This is a genomic window from Xanthomonas codiaei (genome assembly GCF_002939785.1).
In the GTDB taxonomy this organism is placed as follows: Bacteria; Pseudomonadota; Gammaproteobacteria; order Xanthomonadales; family Xanthomonadaceae; genus Xanthomonas; species Xanthomonas codiaei.
Genome location: NZ_MDEC01000009.1, coordinates 57,623 through 75,183 on the forward strand (window position 1 = coordinate 57,623; position 17,561 = coordinate 75,183).

12 protein-coding genes are annotated in these 17,561 nt (G+C 67.2%); all 12 read right to left on the minus strand.

All coding sequences use genetic code 11. The annotated features are described in order from the left end of the window. Positions 1 to 295: 295 nt before the first annotated feature. The 12 genes from XcodCFBP4690_RS08560 to XcodCFBP4690_RS08620 all read right to left on the minus strand — a co-directional run bounded on the left by XcodCFBP4690_RS08560 (position 296) and on the right by XcodCFBP4690_RS08620 (position 17,089). Positions 296 to 1,699 (minus strand): TolC family protein, encoded by a 1,404-nt coding sequence (locus tag XcodCFBP4690_RS08560; protein ID WP_104540543.1) that lies wholly within the window; start codon positions 1,697 to 1,699, stop codon positions 296 to 298. Beyond that, complete coding sequence (locus XcodCFBP4690_RS08565; protein ID WP_104540544.1) at positions 1,696 to 2,784, minus strand: HlyD family secretion protein; 1,089 nt, start codon at positions 2,782 to 2,784, stop codon at positions 1,696 to 1,698. The genes XcodCFBP4690_RS08560 and XcodCFBP4690_RS08565 overlap by 4 nt, the downstream gene beginning before the upstream one ends. Next, positions 2,768 to 4,456: an ATP-binding cassette domain-containing protein gene (locus XcodCFBP4690_RS08570; protein WP_104540545.1), complete on the minus strand. Its 1,689-nt coding sequence runs from the start codon at positions 4,454 to 4,456 to the stop codon at positions 2,768 to 2,770. Before XcodCFBP4690_RS08570 ends, XcodCFBP4690_RS08565 begins: the two co-directional genes overlap by 17 nt. Positions 4,457 to 4,544: 88 nt before the next feature. Continuing rightward, on the minus strand, positions 4,545 to 5,444 hold the full coding sequence (locus XcodCFBP4690_RS08575; protein WP_104540546.1) for a hydrogen peroxide-inducible genes activator: 900 nt from the start codon (positions 5,442 to 5,444) through the stop codon (positions 4,545 to 4,547). 93 nt (positions 5,445 to 5,537) lie between these two features. Continuing rightward, positions 5,538 to 7,307 carry an ABC transporter transmembrane domain-containing protein gene (locus tag XcodCFBP4690_RS08580; RefSeq protein WP_104540547.1) on the minus strand — a complete coding sequence of 590 codons (1,770 nt, stop codon included), beginning with the start codon at positions 7,305 to 7,307 and terminating at the stop codon, positions 5,538 to 5,540. Beyond that, complete coding sequence (locus XcodCFBP4690_RS08585) at positions 7,304 to 7,906, minus strand: IMPACT family protein (protein WP_167394532.1); 603 nt, start codon at positions 7,904 to 7,906, stop codon at positions 7,304 to 7,306. The genes XcodCFBP4690_RS08580 and XcodCFBP4690_RS08585 overlap by 4 nt, the downstream gene beginning before the upstream one ends. Positions 7,907 to 8,042: 136 nt before the next feature. Beyond that, on the minus strand, positions 8,043 to 8,636 hold the full coding sequence (locus XcodCFBP4690_RS08590) for an LOG family protein (RefSeq protein WP_104540548.1): 594 nt from the start codon (positions 8,634 to 8,636) through the stop codon (positions 8,043 to 8,045). Between the two features lie 213 nt (positions 8,637 to 8,849). Then, positions 8,850 to 10,292: a dihydrolipoyl dehydrogenase gene (gene lpdA / locus XcodCFBP4690_RS08595; RefSeq protein ID WP_104540549.1), complete on the minus strand. Its 1,443-nt coding sequence runs from the start codon at positions 10,290 to 10,292 to the stop codon at positions 8,850 to 8,852. Positions 10,293 to 10,403: 111 nt separating this feature from the next. Continuing rightward, positions 10,404 to 11,612 carry a dihydrolipoyllysine-residue succinyltransferase gene (sucB, locus tag XcodCFBP4690_RS08605; protein ID WP_104540551.1) on the minus strand — a complete coding sequence of 403 codons (1,209 nt, stop codon included), beginning with the start codon at positions 11,610 to 11,612 and terminating at the stop codon, positions 10,404 to 10,406. A 42-nt stretch (positions 11,613 to 11,654) separates the two neighbouring features. Further along, on the minus strand, positions 11,655 to 14,483 hold the full coding sequence (locus XcodCFBP4690_RS08610) for a 2-oxoglutarate dehydrogenase E1 component (RefSeq protein WP_104540552.1): 2,829 nt from the start codon (positions 14,481 to 14,483) through the stop codon (positions 11,655 to 11,657). A gap of 180 nt (positions 14,484 to 14,663) precedes the next feature. Continuing rightward, the gene (locus XcodCFBP4690_RS08615) at positions 14,664 to 15,596 is read right to left on the minus strand and encodes a GNAT family N-acetyltransferase (protein WP_104540553.1); all 933 of its coding nucleotides are present in this window, start codon (positions 15,594 to 15,596) and stop codon (positions 14,664 to 14,666) included. Next, on the minus strand, positions 15,593 to 17,089 hold the full coding sequence (locus XcodCFBP4690_RS08620) for a ribosomal protein uL16 3-hydroxylase (protein ID WP_104540554.1): 1,497 nt from the start codon (positions 17,087 to 17,089) through the stop codon (positions 15,593 to 15,595). Before XcodCFBP4690_RS08620 ends, XcodCFBP4690_RS08615 begins: the two co-directional genes overlap by 4 nt. Positions 17,090 to 17,561 lie beyond the last annotated feature (472 nt).

Sequence of the window (17,561 nt, forward strand, 5' to 3'; positions counted from 1 at the left end):
GGCGCAGCCGCAGAACACCGCCGATGAGTGCCACGGGTTCGATAGCCCCATGACGGCCCGTTCGTATCGCTCAGACCGGTCGTGCGGTGATTGCCGTTGGTATGGCGACTGCACCGGCTGGTCGCGCAGATCCTGCCACTACGACGCAACGCCTCCGGGCGCGCTGCTTCAACGGCGCCCGGTATCGGAGGCTGGCGGTCCAATGCGACCCCGCTGGATCGCGGTACCGTCACTGCATCGAGCCCGCTGGATCCGATTGCTGCTGCCCGCTTGCGTGCAGACAGGCCCGACACGCTCAGCGGCGCAACTGCAGCGCATCCCGGTCGGCGGTGGCCGCCGCCAGTTCGGCACGTGCCGAGGCGATGCGTGCCTGCGCATCGATCAGGCGCACGCGTGCATCGTTGGCGGTTTCTTCGCGCTGGTTGACCAGGAAGAAGTCACCCGACCCCAGTTCGAAGCGGCGCCGTTCGGCAGCGGCCAGGCGGTCGGCCAGGCTGCGTTCTTCTTCGGCGATCCTGGCCAGGCGTTCGGCGGCATTGAGCGAGATCACGATGGATTCCACCTCCACCGAGATCTGGTCGCGCAGGTAGCGGCTGCGCTGATCCAGCGCTTCGATCTCGGCACGCGCTTCGGCCACGCGACCCTTGGCGGCGCGGTTTTCCAGCGGCACGCTGAAGCGGAAGCCGATGATGGCATCGGTGGGCGAGCGGTTGGGGCCGCCCACGCCAGGCGGGCCCAGGTCCTTGCTGACTTCCACGCTCACATCCAGGCGCGGCTTCAGGTCGTTCTGCGCCAGCATCAGCCGCGCGGTGGCCTGGTCGATACGGGTCAGCACGGCGCGATAATCCGGCCGCTCGACCGGCGCGGTGATCTTGCTGGCGCCGGCCAGCCCTTCCAGCGCGGAGGTGTCGGCTGGCAGGCGCTGGTCGGAGACGATCATCGGCATGCCGGCGTCATCGCGCAGGTACAGCGACAAGGCATTGACCGCGTTGGCGAAGTCCTGCTCCGAACGCACCACCAGCGCGCGACGACGTACCAGGTTCTGGTCGTTCTCGGTCAACAGGATCGTGGGACGTGCGCCCAGCGTCACCTGCCGCGAGATCGCGTTGCGGCGGCGTTCGGCCAGGTCCAGCAGATCCCTGTAGGCGCGCAGTTTCAGGCCGGCAGCGACCCAGCTCTGGTAGGCGTCGACCGCACGCCGTTGCACCCCGATCGCCACCATCTCCGCTTCGTACTGGGCAACGTCGATGTCGGCGCTGGCCACGCTGCGCCGGGTGCGGCGTTCGTCCACCACGCGGTCGCGTAACAGCGCATACAGTGCGCCGACCTTCACTTCGCCGCCGCGGTCGGTGTACGACTTGTCTTCGTAGACCGGAAACGCGCCGCGCGAGGAGCGGTAGCCGCCGTAGTAGTAGCCGCCGTTTTCCTCGAACGGGCGCTTGACGCCGGTTTCGATGGTGCTGCCGTCGTAGTAGCCGGCCTCGCGCGAACGGCCTTCGATATCGAACACGGTATCGAAGGCACCGTCGGCGGAGATGCCCTTGCCTTCGGCCTGGCGGACCTTGGCCAGCGATTCGATGATCTGTGGCGCGGAGCGGGCCGACGATTGCAGGACCTCGTCCAGGCTCAGTGGCGTGGCCTGGGCGAATGCCGCACCGGGGCAGAGTGCGATCAGCAGGGCAACAAGACGGCGCATCACTTCTTGCCCGTCGCGTCGTCTTCGGACTTGTCGCCCGCTGCCGGCTTGGCCTTGCCCTCGTCCTGCATGGTGGCCGAAGGACGCCGCCCGAATTCCAGCGGGAAGTTGTTGAGCTGGCGCCACAGTTCGTAGCCCACCCGCACCGTTTCGCCCTGCACCCAGCCGCGCACCTTGCCGCCCTGGCGGGCGAATTCCTGCGCCGGCCAGGCCGGCTTGCCCGGCATCGGCTCGACCAGGATGCGGAACAGGCCATCGGGTGCGGCATTGGGGTCGATCGCCCGCACGCGGCCGTCGAACATGCCATGCGCCACCGATGGCCAGCCGCTGAACTGGATCGCCGGCCAGCCTTCGAACTCCAGCCGCACCGGGCGGCCGGGACGGATCAGCGGCACGTCGCGGCCGTCGATGTACAGCTCCACCGCGCGCTCCACGCGCTCGGGTGCGATGACGGCCAGCACGGTGCCCGGCGACACCATCGCGCTGCCGCTGGCGGCGTTGAGCTGCTGTACGCGGCCATCGCGCGGGGCGCGCACCAATTGCGCCGACTGGCGGTTCAACTGGATATCGATGCGGGTCAGCTTGGCACGCGATTCGGCCAGCTTGGCATCGGCCTCGGCCACCTTGATCTGGGTCAGTTCGAAGTCGCGGCGGCCGGCCAGGCCTTCGGCAAGCAATTGCCGGCTGCGTTCCACATCGATGCTGGCGACCGCGCGCGATTGCTGGAGGGCGGCGATCTCCGCAGCCACCTGCGCACGCTCGCTGGCAAGCCGGGTGAGCAGGTCCGGGTCCAGGTCGCTGACCCGGGCGATCGGGTCGCCCTTGGAGACGTGCTGGCCATCGTGCACATACCAGCGCTCCACCCGGCCAGGGACGAAGGCGGTGACCTGCTGCTGGCGGTCGCCCGGATCCAGCGAGACCACCTGGCCCTTGCCGCTGGCGGTCTGCACCCAGGGCGCAAACGCCAGGATGGCACCAGCGATGGCGATGCCGATCAACAGCATCCAGGCCAATGCCTTGGCGATGCTGGGCGGGCGCATCGCCGCCAGGGTAGGGAAGTGCGCGATCCGGTCAGAGACGTGCTGCATCGTTCGCCTCCTGCGTGGACGCGATCAGCTCGGCGCGCGTGGCATAGCGTTGCTGGCGCTCCGGTTCCAGCCGGAACCAGCCATCCAGGGTGATGTCCTCCGGCCGGCCGGTGCACAGCAGCACCGTGGTGCCGGCATCCTTCAGGCGTCGCAGTATCTGGGTGAGGCGTTCTGCCGGCAGCAGGTCGTACAGCTGCGACAGCATCAGCACGCGCGGACGCACCAGCAGCGCATTGGCCAGTTTCAACGCCATCACATCGCCGATCCACAGCGGATAGCCGGACGCGGCAAGCCGGGTGTCCAGGCCTTGCGGCAAGGCGGCGATGCGCGCGCGCAACCCCACCGCATCGATGGCCTGGAGCATGGCCTCGGACGTCACGTTGGCCGAGGCCATCGCCAGGTATTCGCGGATGGTGACTTCCACGATCGTCGGCCGATCGAGCACGGTCACCTCCGAGCGCAGCAGGTACATGTCGAACGTGGCCATGTCGGCGCCGCCGACCATCACCAGCCCGCGATCGGGCACGACGTGGCGCTTCAGCACCATGGCCAGCAGACGTTCGGCGCCACCACCTGCCAACGTCACCAACTGCTCGCCGGCCTCCAGCGCGAAATTGAAGCGCGCGCCCTCGATCACCACGTCGTCCAGGCGCACGGCGCTGTTGCTCGGGGTCTCGCCTGCGGCAGCCACCGGGCGCTCCTGCGGGATGGCGTACAGCAGCGACAATTCCTCGGCGCTGGCGACCAGGTCGTAGAACACGTCCAGGTAGCTGCCCAGCTGCGCGATGCCGTAGAACACCGCGCTCAGGATCAGCTCGGCGGCCACCAGCTGGCCGATCGACAGCTCGCCGCGCAGGATCAGGCTGCCGCCCAGCGCCAGCAGCGCCGCGCTGGCCACCGCATAGGTCAGCAGGAAGGCCACTGTCTGGGTGAAGGTGTAGCGGAAATGGCGCCGATGCCGCGCCACGTAGGCTGCCGTCACCGCTTCGGAGCGTTCCATCGCGAAGTTGAGGTGGCGGCTGGATTTATAGAACCCGTTGGAGCCGCCAACGCTTTCCAGCCAGTGCGCGGCGTTGTGCTTGGCATGGCTCAATTCGACCGCCGAGCGGATCGAGCCGCGCGACCAGATCATCCAGATCGAGAAGATGGTCAGCAGCAACAGCGCGTTGAAACCCAGGAAGAAGGGATGATAGAAGCTGGTGACGATCAGGCCCACCGCCGACTGCAGCACGATGGTGAAGGCGCCGACCGCCAGGCTGGGCACCGCCTTTTGCACCACCACCAGATCGAAGTAGCGGTTGAACATGTCGTTGCGGTTCTGATCGGCGAAGAACGGGTTCTGCGCATGCACCGCGCGCACGGTGATTTCCGCCACCACCCGCGCGAACAGCCGGCGCTCGAACAACGCCATCACCCACACCCGCATCGCGCTCAGGGCCGCCACCAGCAGCAGCAGGCCAAGCAACAGGCCCGACAGGGTCCATAACGGCGTGGGCAGCGCGGTGTTGGCGACGCTGTTGATCAGCAATTGCACCGAGATGGGAGTGGCCAGCGACAGCAGGCTGATCGCCACGCCATACACCAGGGCAAGACGCACATACGGCATGTCCGGCCCGACGATCTCCGCCAGCCAAGCTACCGCTTCCCGCCATCCGATCCGCTGCGCCGCCATTGAATGTCCATTGATGAGTTCAGTAAAGCATTGACGAGTTGCGGCGACAGGACAAGGCCGGCGTGCTTATCCGTTGTATAGGATTTTCCTATGCGGCCGCCGCGCGCAGCATGTCGGCGATCAAACCGAACGCTGGCGCACGCCCCGCGCCCTGGCGCCAGAGCAGGCCGATATCCCGGTAATAACGGCCTCCCTTGATCGGGCGGACCACCACATCGTCGCCTTCGCGGATTTCCTGGCGCACGTACAGGTCCGGCAGCAGCGCCAGGCCCATGCCCATGCCGGCCATTTGTCGGATCGCATCCAGACTCGTGCCTTCGTAATCGCGCAGCACATGCGCGCCGACGTCCATCGCAATCGCGGCCACTTGTTCGGCCAGGCGATAGTCCGGCATCAGCGTGAGCAGGTTGGCGCCGCGCAAATCAGCCGGGGTGATGCAGCGTTTGCTGCGCAGCGGGTGATCGGCGGCCATGGTCACGTGCAACGGTTCGCGGAACAGGCGCTCGCTGTGCAGGCTGCGTCCGGCCACCGGCAATTGCGCCAGCACCAGGTCGTGCACGCCGTTGGCCAGGTCGCTGGCGAGCACGGTCGGCAGGCCTTCGCGCACGTGCACGCGCAACGCCGGATGCTCGCGGTGCAGGCGCGCCACCAGGCTGGGCATCAGGTAGGCGCCCAGGGTCGGCGAGACGCCGAGCCGGATCGTGCCGATCAGGGGATCGGCCGAGGTGGCACGCACGTCCTCCAGGTCGGCCACGTCCAGCAGGATGCTGCGCGCGCGGTCGTGCAGGTCGCGTCCCAGCGGGGTCAGGATTGCCGGCACGCCGCGTTCGAACAGCGGCGCACCGATGATGGTCTCCAGTGCACGGATCTGCTGCGACAGCGACGGCTGGGACACGCCCATCTGCTCGGCAGCGCGGGTAAAGCTGCCGGTGTCGGCCAATGCGACGAAATAGCTGAGCTGGCGGATGGTGGTTCTGGGGCGGGCCATGGCGAGCTCAATGCGTTGGTTGGAGCGGAGCACGGCGCCTGCGTCCGGTCGCCATGCGAAACATCGCGGCCGGCGTGGGCCTCACCCAGGCGGTCATTGATCGATGAACTGCAGCCGCGCCAATTCCGCATACAGGCCTCCCTCGGCGATCAGCTGCGCGTGGGTGCCCTGCGCGACGATGCGGCCGGCGTCCATGACCACGATGCGGTCGGCCTTGAGCACGGTGGCCAGGCGGTGCGCGATGACCAGGGTGGTGCGGCCCTGCATCAGCCGGTCCAGCGCCTGCTGCACGGCGCGCTCGCTCTGCGCATCCAGTGCGCTGGTGGCCTCGTCCAGCAGCAGGATCGGCGCGTCCTTGAGCAGGGCGCGCGCGATCGCCACGCGTTGCTGCTGGCCACCGGACAGGCGCGCGCCGCGCTCGCCCAACTCGCTGGCGTAGCCCTGCGGCAGCGCACGGATGAAGACGTCCGCTTCGGCGGCCGCGGCGGCGGCTTCCACCTCGGCATCGCTGGCCTGCAGCCGGCCGTAGCGGATGTTGTCGGCGGCGCTGGCGGCGAACAGGGTGGGCTGCTGCGGCACCAGCGCAATATGCTCGCGCAGGCGCACCGGGTCGGTGTCGCGCAGATCCACCTCGTCGATGCGCACGCGGCCGCTCACCGGGTCATGGAAACGCAACAGCATCGACAGCACCGTGCTCTTGCCGGCGCCGGAGGGGCCGACCAGCGCCACGGTCTCGCCGGGGCGGACATGCAGGTCGAAGCGATCCAGCGCCGGTGCATCGGGGCGCTGCGGGTAATGGAACACCACCTGGTCGAAATGGATCGCGCCATGCAGTGGCTGCGGCAAGGGCGTGGGCGTGGCCGGCGCCACGATCGCCGGCCGTTCGTCGAGCAGTTCGCCGACCCGGCCCATGCCGCCGGCTGCGCGCTGCAGCTCGTTCCAGACCTCGGCCAGTGCGCCGACCGAGCCGCCGCCGATCAGGGCATACAGCACGAACTGGCCCAGCGTGCCCGGGGTCATGCGGCCGGACACCACGTCGTGCGCGCCCAGCCACAGCACGCTGACGATGGCGCCGAAGATCAGCATGATGGCCACTGCGGTCACGCCTGCCTGGGTACGCACCCGTAGCCGTGCGGTGTCGATGGCGGACACCAGCGCCTGGCTGAAACGCTGGCTCTCGTAATGCTCGCGCGCATGCGCCTGCACGGTGCGCACCGCGCTCAGGGTTTCGGCGGCCAGCGTATTGGCATCGGCCACGCGGTCCTGGCTGGCGCGCGAGATCTTCTGCAGCCGGCGCGCGCCCAGCACGATCGGCAGCACCGCCAGCGGGATGCCGATCAGGGTGAAGCCGGCCAAGCGCGGGCTGGTCACGAACAGCATCACCATGCTGCCGATCACCGTCACCGAACTGCGCAAGGCCACCGACATGGTGGTGCCGATCAGACCGCGCAGCAATTCGCTGTCGGCCGACAGTCGCGACACCAGTTCGCCGCTGCGGCTGCGGTCGTGAAAGCCGGCGTCCAGCCCGATCAGATGCGCATACAGGCGGCCACGCAGGTCGGCGACGACCTTTTCGCCCAGCAGCGAGACGAAGTAGAACCGCGCCGCCGTGGCCAGTGCCAGCACCACCGCAACCGCGAACAGCAGGGCGAATGCCTGGTTGATCTGCGCCCCGCCGGAGAAGCCGTGGTCGATCATGCGCTTGACCGCGGCCGGCAGGCTCAGCGTGGCCGCCGAGGAAATCGCCAGCGCGATCAGCCAGGCGGCGAACAAGCCGCGCTGGCGCTGCACGAACGGCCACAGGGTGCGCAGGCTGCCAAGCTTCCGCAATGGATTGGGCCTGGCGGCGGCTGGCTGATTCATGCGGCTTCCGGTGTTGAGAGATGGACACGGTTGCGAGTGGCGTCGCACAGACGGGTTTTCAAGCCTGCAAGCCGATCCGCGGGCAATTGCACCCGCAATGCCGCACCATCGGCATCGAAACGTTCGTCCAGCCTGTGGGCATGGAAGGCGACCAGGGCGGCATGCACCAGCCCCAGGTCGTCGAACCGACAGCGCAGATCGAGCAGCGTCAGTGCGATCAATGGCCGCCGCGTCGCCAGCCGCAGGCACTCGGCCGCGGCGCCGCCATAGGCGCGCACCAACCCGCCGGCGCCGAGCTTGATGCCGCCGTACCAGCGGGTCACCACCACCACGGTGCGATCGAAGCCCTGGCCATCGATTGCCGCCAGGATCGGCCTGCCCGCCGTCCCGCCGGGCTCGCCATCATCGCTGGAGCGATAGTCCTGCCCGAAGCGGTAGGCCCAGCAGTTGTGGGTGGCATCGGGCATCGACACGCGTTGCACGATCTCCAGCGCCTGCGCCGGAGCGTCCAGTGCACAGGCGTGGGCCACAAAGCGGCTGTGCTTGATGTCCAGGCTGTGGTGCGCGTCAGCGGCAAGGGTATCGAGCATCGCCGTCATTCTATGCGAGGCGGTGGGTGCCGCCCGCTGCGGTCATGGTGATTGCCGTGGCCGGCATGCCACTCGACGATGCCATGGACGACTGGATGCGCCTCAGAATGCCGACGCATCCTGGTGCGGCGCCGGTGGTCGCCGCTTACACCAGCGTGGAGCGGCGCTTCTCGTCGATCCACTTCGAGGCCTGGGCCGGCGTGTAGTGCTGCATCCATTCCAGCATCTGCTCGATGTCGCTGCCGTACCACAGGTCGGTGCGTTGATCCGGATGCAGGAAGCGCTCTTCCACCATGCGATCGATCATGCCGATCAGCGGCGCATAGAAATTTTCGATATCCAGGAAGGCGCAGGGCTTGTTGCCGATGCCGAGCTGGCGCCAGGTCAGCATTTCGAAGATCTCTTCCATTGTGCCGAAGCCGCCGGGCAGGGCGACGAAGGCATCGGAGAGTTCGAACATGCGCATCTTGCGCTCGTGCATGGAACCGACGATTTCCAGCGTGGTCAGCCCGCGGTGCGCTACTTCCCAGTCGGCCAGTTGCTGCGGAATGACGCCGGTGACTTCACCGCCGGCAGCAAGGACCGCATTGGCCACCGTGCCCATCAGTCCGACATTGCCGCCGCCATAGACCAGACGCAGACCTTGCGCAGCGATGCGCTGGCCCAGCGCGGTGGCGCGTTCGACATAGGCGGGTTTGTTGCCGGCGTTGGAGCCGCAATAGACGCAGATGCTTTTCATGGGATTCGGGATGTGGGAGTGGGGATTCGTAAAAGCTTGGCGCGGCGCGTCGATGTCATCTGGAACGCCGTGGAGTGCGCCTTGCACGACTGTTTTGACTGGGCCTGAAAAACATAACGCCGGAATCTACCCGGCGTTATGTCATGGCTGGGAAATCGTCGGAGGCGGGAACCTCGGTTGCCAATCCCCACTTCCGAATCCCAAATCCCGGCCTCAGTTGGCCTTGTGGATCGCGCGCTTGCTCACCGCCATCGCGGCGTCGTGGATCGCTTCGGACAGCGTCGGGTGCGCGTGGCAGATACGTGCCAGGTCATCGGCCGAGCCGTTGAATTCCATCGTCAGCACGCCTTCGTGCACCAGTTCGGACACGCCCACGCCCACCAGGTGCATGCCCAGCACGCGGTCGGTTTCGGCATCGGCGATCACCTTGACGAAGCCGGCCGGCTCGCCCATGGCCACCGCGCGGCCGATCGCCGCGAACGGGAAGCTGCCGGCCTTGTAGGCGACACCCTCGGCCTTCAACTGCTGCTCGGTCTTGCCGACCCAGGCGATTTCCGGCTCGGTGTAGATGACCCACGGAATGGTGTCGAAGTTGACGTGGCCCGGCAGGCCGGCGATCAGCTCGGCCACCGCGATGCCTTCCTCGAAGCCCTTGTGCGCCAGCATCGGGCCGCGCACGCAGTCGCCGATCGCCCAGACGCCGTCGACGCCGGTATGGCAGTGCCCATCGACCTCGATCTGGCCGCGGTCGGTGACCTTGACCCCGGTACCATCGGCCAGCAGGTTCTTGGTGGCGGCCTTGCGGCCCACGGCCACCAGCAGCTTGTCCACGGTCAGGGTCTGCTCGCCGGCGCCGTCGGTGTAGCTCAGCACCACTTGCTTGGCATCGCCGCTGCCGGTGATCTCGGTCTTGCTGACCTTGGCGCCGAGCTTGATGTCCAGGCCCTGCTTCTTGAATTCCTTCAGTGCGGTCTTGGCCACTTCGGCGTCGGCCAGGGCCAGGAAATCCGGCAGCGCTTCGAGGATGGTGACCTCGGCGCCCAGGCGCTTCCACACGCTGCCCAGCTCCAGGCCGATCACGCCGGCGCCGATCACTGCCAGGCGCTTGGGCACGGCGGTGAAGTCCAGGCCGCCGACGTTGTCGACGATGGTGTCGCCATCGAACTTGGCGAACGGCAGTTCGATCGATTCCGAACCGGCCGCCAGGATCACGTTGGTGCCCTTGAGCTCGACCTCGCCGCCTTCGTGCTGGGTGACCTTGACGATGTTGCCCGGCTGCAATTGGCCGAAGCCGTAGTACGGGGTGATCTTGTTGGCCTTGAACAGCATCGCGATGCCGCCGGTGAACTGCTTCACGATCTTGTCCTTGCGGCCGATCATGGTGGGCACGTCCATCTTGGCGTCGTTGAAGCTGATGCCGTGGTCGCCGAACAGGTGACCCATGTTCCAGAACTGGCGCGAGGAATCCAACAGCGCCTTGGACGGAATGCAGCCCACGCGCAGGCAGGTACCGCCCAGGGCGGGCTTGCCGTCCTTGCCCAGTGCCGCGTCGATGCAGGCGACCTTCATGCCCAGCTGGGCCGCGCGAATCGCCGCGTGATAGCCGGCCGGGCCGGCACCGATGACGACGACGTCGAATTGTTCTTGTTCGCTCATTCTTCGCTCACGAGATTGGGGATTGGGGATTGGGGATTCGCAAAGGCGGGGTGCTCAGGAGGGGGCAGCTCTCGCTGATCCCCAATCCCGAATCCCCAATCCCGGCTTTCATCACAGACCGAACAACATCCGGCCCGGGTTTTCCAGCTGATTCTTGATGTCGACCAGGAACTGCACCGAGTCCTTGCCGTCGATGATGCGGTGGTCGTAGGACAGCGCCAGGTACATCATCGGGGCGATCACGACCTGGCCGTTCTCGGCGATCGGACGTTCCTTGATCGCGTGCATGCCCAGGATGGCGCTCTGCGGCGGGTTGATGATCGGGGTGGACAGCAGCGAGCCGAAGGTGCCGCCATTGGTGATGGTGAACGTGCCGCCCTGCAGGTCGTCCAGGCCCAGCTTGCCGGCGCGCGCCTTGGCGGCGTAGTCGGCAATTCCTTGCTCGACCTCTGCAAACGACTGGCGCTCGACGTTGCGCAGCACCGGCGTGACCAGGCCCTTGTCGGTGGACACCGCGATAGAGATGTCGCTGTAGCCGTGATAGATGATGTCGTCGCCGTCGATCGACGCGTTGACCAGCGGGAAGCGCTGCAGCGCGTTGGCGGCGGCCTTGACGAAGAAGCTCATGAAACCGAGCTTGATGCCGTGCGCCTTCTGGAACTCGTCCTGCAGTTCCTTGCGTGCGGCCGATACCTTGGCCAGGTTCACTTCGTTGAAAGTGGTCAGCATCGCGGTGGAGTTCTTCGACTCCATCAGGCGCTTGGCGATGGTCTTGCGCACGCGGGTCATCGCCACGCGCTCTTCCGGGCGGGCGCCCGAGGCCTTGCCCACGCCGCCGGCCTTGGCGAAGTTGACGATGTCTTCCTTGGTCACCGCACCGCGGCGGCCCGTGCCTTCGACCTGCGACGGATCCACACCCTGGGTGATGGCGGAGAACCGCGCACCCGGGGGCAGCGCATCGGCGGCGGACTTGGACGCGGGAGCCGGCGCAGCGGCGGCCGCCGGTGCCGGAGCCGGCGCAGCAGCGGCAGGTGCCGGAGCGTCGGCCTTCTTCTCTTCGGCGGGCGCGGCAGCGGCCACGGCGCCTTCTTCGATGATCGCCAGGATCTGGTTGCTGGTGACCGTGCTGCCGGTGTCGAACTTGATTTCCTTCAACACGCCGTCGACCGGCGAAGGAACTTCCAGCACGACCTTGTCGGTTTCCAGGTCGACCAGATTCTCATCGCGCTTGACCGCTTCGCCGGCCTTCTTGTGCCAGCTGGCGATGGTGGCGTCGGAAACGGATTCGGGCAGTACCGGAACTTTGACTTCGGTGGCCATTCGGGGAGCGTCCTAGGGTTTTCGTTCTTTGGGGAAGAGGAGTTATTCAGCGACTTGGTCGTTGAACGGATTGAGCAGCGCATCGGCGACCAGCTTCTGCTGTTCGACGATGTGGTCGGCCATGTGGCCGGCAGCAGGCGAGGGCGAGCGGGCGCGGCCGGCGTAATGCAGGCTCTGACCGCCGGCCAGGCAGAAGTTCAGATGGTGGCGGATCTGGTACCACGCACCCTGGTTCTGCGGCTCTTCCTGGCACCACACCACGTCGGTGGCGTTGGCATAACCCTTGAGCTCGGCCGCCAGCTGCGCACGCGGGAACGGATACAGCTGCTCGATGCGGACGATGGCGACATCGTCCTGGCCGCGCTTGGTCTGGTCTTCGAGCAGGTCGTAATACACCTTGCCCGAGCACAGCACCACGCGCTTGACCTTGGCCGCGTCGGCCTTGGCATCCGGGATCAGGTGCTGGAACTGCCCATCGGCCAGTTCTTCCAGGCTCGATACCGCCAGCTTGTGGCGCAGCAGCGACTTGGGCGTCATCACCACAAGCGGCTTGCGGGTGGTCATGCGCATCTGGCGGCGGATCATGTGGAAGCACTGCGCCGGGGTGGTCGGCACGCAGACCAGCATGTTCTCCAGCGCGCACAGCTGCAGGAAGCGCTCCAGGCGTGCGGAGCTGTGCTCCGGGCCTTGCCCTTCGTAACCATGCGGCAGGAACAGCGACAGGCCTGCGATACGGCCCCACTTGGCTTCGCCGGCGGCGATGAACTGGTCGATCACCACCTGCGCGCCGTTGGCGAAGTCGCCGAACTGCGCTTCCCAGATGCACAGCGCGTTCGGGTCGGTGGTGGAGTAGCCGTATTCGAAGCCCATCACCGCTTCTTCGCTGAGCAGCGAGTCAATGACGGTGGCGTCTTCGGGGTTCTGCACCAGCTGGCGCAGCGGCAGGTAATAGTTGTCGGTCTTCTGGTCATGCAGGATCGCGTGACGGTGGAAGAACGTGCCGCGACCGGCGTCCTGGCCAACCAGGCGCAGCTTGTGGCCTTCGGCCAGCAAGGTGGCATAGGCGAGGTTCTCGGCGAAGCCCCAATCGCCAAGCTGGTCGCCTGCCGCCATCTTGACGCGATCTTCGTAGATCTTCGCCACGCGGGCATGCAGCTCGACGCCTTCGGGAATGGTGGTGATCAGCTTGGCCAGGCGGTCCAGCTGCGCGCGCTGGACGCGCGTATCGACCGGATCGGCGGCGGTGCCGACCAGGTACTTGGACCAGTCGATGGCGAATTCGTCCGGCTTGCGCTTGGCAAGCTCGGTGGTGTATTCGCCCGAATCGAGCTTGTTGCGGTAGCCGTCCACCAGCGCCTTGGCCTCGTCGGCGCTCAGCACGCCTTCGCTTTCCAGCCTGGCGGCATACAGCTCGCGGGTGGTCTTGTGCTTGCGGATGGTCTGGTACATCACCGGCTGGGTCGCTGCCGGTTCGTCGGCCTCGTTATGGCCCCAGCGGCGGTAGCAGACCAGGTCGATGACCACGTCCTTCTTGAACTGCTGGCGGAATTCGTAGGCCAGCTTGGACACGAACATCACCGCGTCCGGGTCATCGCCATTCACGTGGAAGACCGGCGCGCCGATCATCTTGGCGACGTCCGTGCAGTACAGCGTGGAGCGGGCATCGTCGCGGGTGCTGGTGGTGAAACCGATCTGGTTGTTGACCACGATGTGCACGGTGCCGCCGACCGCGAAACCGCGCGCCTGCGACATCTGGAACAGTTCCATCACCACGCCCTGGCCTGCGAAGGCGGCGTCGCCATGGATTAGGATCGGCAGCACGGCCTTGCGCTCGGCATCGCCAAAGCGCTCCTGGCGCGAACGCACGCTGCCGACCACGACCGGGTCGACGATTTCCAGATGCGAGGGGTTGAACGCCAGTGCCAGATGCACCTGCTTGTCGCCGCCGACTGCGATATCGGCCGAGAAACCCATGTGGTACTTGACGTCGCCGGTGTGCGCGCGGTCGTCATGGGCATGCTCGAACTTGCCTTCGAACTCGTCGAACAGCTTGCGCGGATTCTTGCCCAGCGTATTGACCAGCACGTTGAGGCGGCCGCGGTGGGCCATGCCGATCACGATGTCCTTGACCTGATCGTTGCCGGATTGACGGATGATCTCGTCCATCATCGGGATCAGCGAATCGCCGCCTTCCAGCGAGAAGCGCTTCTGGCCGACGTACTTGGTGTGCAGGTAGCGCTCCAGGCCTTCGGCGGCGGTGAGCCGCTCCAGGGTGCGCTTGCGGCTGGCCGCATCGCCGGCGATCTTGCCGCCGGCATCTTCCAGGCGACGGTAGATCCACTGGCGCTGGTCGAATTCCTGGATGTGCATGAATTCGGCGCCGATGGTGCTGGCGTAGGTCGCCTTCAGGCGTGCCAGCAGGTCCTTGAGCTTCATGCGCGGCTGGCCGCCGACGCCGCCGGTGCTGAACTCGCTGTCCAGATCGGCCTGCGAGAGGCTGTGGAACGGCAGGTCCAGATCGGGCGGGTTGACCGGTGGGGTCAGGCCGAGCGGATCCAGCTGCGCGCCCAGGTGGCCGCGTGCACGGTAGGCGGTGATCAGGCGGCCGACGTTGCGCTCGCGCTCGTCGCTGGCGCCTGCGCCGGTACCGGCATGGGCGGCCTGCTTGGAGGCGGTAAGAATGTGGGCGATGGCGGCCGAATGCGGCACATCACCGGCACCGCGACCCTCGAAGCCGTCGAAATAACTCTTCCACTTCGGATCGACACTGTCCGGGGCGACGAGGTACTGCTCGTACAGATCCTCGATGTAGGCGGCGTTGCCGCCGGCGAGCTGCGATGACTGCGCGAAGTGCTTTAGGAGATTATCCACGATGGTAAGTCGGGTCTGCTGTGGGGATGATTGTGCGGAAGCGGCAGGGCAAGATGCCTTGCCGGTCGGTCTCAAATCTCGAAAAATTATACCCCCTTGCGCTTGTGAGGGGGCGTCTGCAAGCTGACCGGCGGGGTAGACCAATCGCTTGCGCGCCTATTTGCGAATGGCATTGCGCCATCAGATGCCGAGTGCGCGCGGTTCGTTCCAAAGTGCGCTGCGCTCCCATATCTGCGCGAATTCGCGCTCCAGCTGGCGGCTGCGGGCCGCGCCGGACAGCCAGGTTTCGCCGTCGTCGTAGCGATGACCCGTTGGACGAAAGTAGTAGGCGTCGTCGCCGACCACGTAGGCCGATGCATAGCTGGTATCGACCGGATCGCTGACCGCCCGGAACCGGAACACGCTGGGCAGGCGTTGCGCCAGGCGTAGCATCGCGCTGCTGCTGGCAGTGGCACTGGCGGTGTCCTGCACCAGCACCTGCACCCGCTTGTCGTGACGGGCGGTGGCGAAGCGGCGCAGTGCGTCCAGCACCGCGGCGTTGTCGAACAGCGGCGGGTCCAGGGCACGGGTATAGATCAGTACCTGCCGGCGCGCGCTGCACAGCAGGCCGGTGGTGGCGGCCAGGGCCGCGCCGAGGGTATCCACCGCCATGGGGCCGTCGAGCCGGCGATGGAGCGGCGTGCCGGGTGGATCGCCGGCATCGGTGCTGCTCTCGGGTGGCAGGTCCGCAGGGCCGTCGGGAAGAAAGCCCTGGCGTGCGAAGACCGCCTCGGCGCTTGCGCTCACACGGGCCTGCAGGCTGGGCCAGCCACGCTGGACGGCGCTGGCCACTGCGGCGGCAAGCAGCTGGTCCGACAGGCCGCAGCGGCGCCAGTCCGGCACCAGGCCGAGCCGGTCGATGCGCCGGTCTGGGGTCAGCCGGACCGAGGCGACCAGTTGGCCCTCCCCGGTGCGCGCGGCCAGGTGCAGGCTGAGCGGGTCCAGCGCGTCCCACTCGGCCTCGGCCGCACCGCCCGGGGCCGTGCCGCCGCAGGCCAGGCGCAGCGTACGCAGGGCGGCAGCGTCGGTGGCCGGGTCCAGCGAAACGATCTGTGGCCTGCCGTGTGGGCTCATGGGCGCGGAGAACTGCCTGGGTCTTGGTCGTCGTCCGAGGCGTCTTCGTCGTCGTCCCCGTTCTCGTCCTCGCCGAGCTCCTCCTCGTCGAGTTCCGCTTCGGCGGCATCGACGCGCTGCTCCGGGGTATCCGCGTCGTCGGCCACCTCCTCGACATCCGCAGCGTCGTCGATGGCATCGTCGGCGTCCACGGTAGCGGCATCGTCATGCGCGTCGCCGTGATCGGCCGACACGCTCAGCGCAGCTGCCTGTGCGTCGTCGATGTCCTCGATGTCCTCGTGCGTGTCGTCGTGGGCGCGCTGGTAATGTCCCTGGGCCAGCAGTTCGAGCACGACCTCGCGGCCACGCGCGGACAACTGCCCGTAGAGCGTGCCATCGATCTGTTCGGCTGCCGCCAGGCGAGCGGCGTCCTTGGCAGAGAGCGCAAATTCCAGCCCGCTGCAGAACAGGGTGGCGCCGCGCTTGGCACGCCGCCAGGCCAGCCGCGACCACGGGTGGCGATACAGCACCACGCCTTCGTCCAGTGCCTGTTCCACTGCCTCGCGCGGGATCGGCTCCGGTGCCGGCACCACGTCGCCGGAGGCGCGGTAGGTGGTCATGAAGCGGCCGAACCAGTCGCCCAGACGATCCGGGTCGTTCATGCGCAGCGCATTGAGCGCGGCGACCACGCGGTTCATCGCGGTGACGTCGATCTCGTACGGGTCGGCCGGCACCTTCAGGTCTTCGTCGTGGTAGCGCACCGCCTCGTCGGCATCGGCGATCAGGGTATCCAGGTAGTCGCCGATCAGCTCGGCCGAGGAGGGCGCGCGGGTGCCGATGGAGAAGGTCAGGCACGGATCCTGCGCCACGCCGTGATGCGGCACCAGCGGCGGCAGGTACAGCATGTCGCCCGGGCCCAGCACCCAGTCGTGGGTGGGCTTGAACTCGCGCAGCAGCTTGAGGTCGACATCGTCGCGGAATGCCTGCGGCGTGGGCTTGCGGCCCTGCGAGGCGCGTGCGTCGATCTGCCAGCGGCGGTGGCCCTGGCCCTGCAGCAGGAACACATCGTAATGGTCGACATGCGCGCCGACCGAACCGCCGGTGGCGGCGAAGCTGATCATGATGTCGTCGATGCGCCAGCGCGGCAGGAAGCGGAACTGCTCCAGCAGGCCGCGCACATCGGCGTCCCATTTATCCACGTCCTGCACCAGCAAGGTCCAGTCGTGGTCGGGCAGGCCGGGGAAGTCGGTTTCCTGGAACGGGCCGGTGCGCACGCTCCAGTCGTCGGTGGCGCGGTCGTGGCTGATCAGCCGCGCCAGCACGCCATCCTCGCAGGCCAGCCCGGCCAGGTCTTCCGGCTGCAGCGGCGAGACGAAGTCCGCGAAGGCATTGCGGATCAGCAGCGGGTGCTTGTGCCAGTAGGTGCGCAGGAAGCGCTCCACCGGCATGCCCAGCGGCTGGCCCGGGCGGGCCTGGACTTCGATGACGGGAGGGTTTGCCTTGCGTGCAGCCATGGGGGTTCCTTGCAGGGGATCGATGAAGTGCCAGCGGCGCAGGCCGGGCCGGCGCGTACCGGGGCTATTGTCCGATGCCTGCGCCGGATCTGCACCTGCAGGCGGGGACGCGAACAGGCAAGGCTTCAGGGAGGCGGTGGCCGGCGATCGACGATCCCGATGCCGGCCGGCTGGGGCGAGACGGGCACTGCCGTGCGCACGCCGATACGGCCTGGCCCTGCAGGTGGAGACGATCGGCGAGGCCGCGGTGACGGTTTGGCCACCGATGAGGCGCCCGGAGCCGGATCCGGGACTGATCTTGGCGGTAGGGTGCCCGATGGCACATGAGTCCGCCGCGGACTGAGCCACACACTGCATTGCCGCAGCCGCTTCGCTGCGTTTCGACAAGGATGGATGTGATGCGTCATTGGAGACTGGGTGCGCTGGTGCTGATTGCCACCTTGGGGATGAGCGGCCTCGCGCAGGCCGCCGA

Coding starts and splice junctions, on each gene's coding strand:
- XcodCFBP4690_RS08585 (WP_167394532.1), bottom strand. CDS start 7,906: ATGACGGCGATGCTCGATACCCTTGCCGCTGACGCGCACCACAGCCTG.
- lpdA (WP_104540549.1), bottom strand. CDS start 10,292: ATGAGCGAACAAGAACAATTCGACGTCGTCGTCATCGGTGCCGGCCCG.
- XcodCFBP4690_RS08575 (WP_104540546.1), bottom strand. CDS start 5,444: ATGGCCCGCCCCAGAACCACCATCCGCCAGCTCAGCTATTTCGTCGCA.
- XcodCFBP4690_RS08590 (WP_104540548.1), bottom strand. CDS start 8,636: ATGAAAAGCATCTGCGTCTATTGCGGCTCCAACGCCGGCAACAAACCC.
- sucB (WP_104540551.1), bottom strand. CDS start 11,612: ATGGCCACCGAAGTCAAAGTTCCGGTACTGCCCGAATCCGTTTCCGAC.
- XcodCFBP4690_RS08615 (WP_104540553.1), bottom strand. CDS start 15,596: ATGAGCCCACACGGCAGGCCACAGATCGTTTCGCTGGACCCGGCCACC.
- XcodCFBP4690_RS08620 (WP_104540554.1), bottom strand. CDS start 17,089: ATGGCTGCACGCAAGGCAAACCCTCCCGTCATCGAAGTCCAGGCCCGC.
- XcodCFBP4690_RS08580 (WP_104540547.1), bottom strand. CDS start 7,307: ATGAATCAGCCAGCCGCCGCCAGGCCCAATCCATTGCGGAAGCTTGGC.
- XcodCFBP4690_RS08570 (WP_104540545.1), bottom strand. CDS start 4,456: ATGGCGGCGCAGCGGATCGGATGGCGGGAAGCGGTAGCTTGGCTGGCG.
- XcodCFBP4690_RS08565 (WP_104540544.1), bottom strand. CDS start 2,784: ATGCAGCACGTCTCTGACCGGATCGCGCACTTCCCTACCCTGGCGGCG.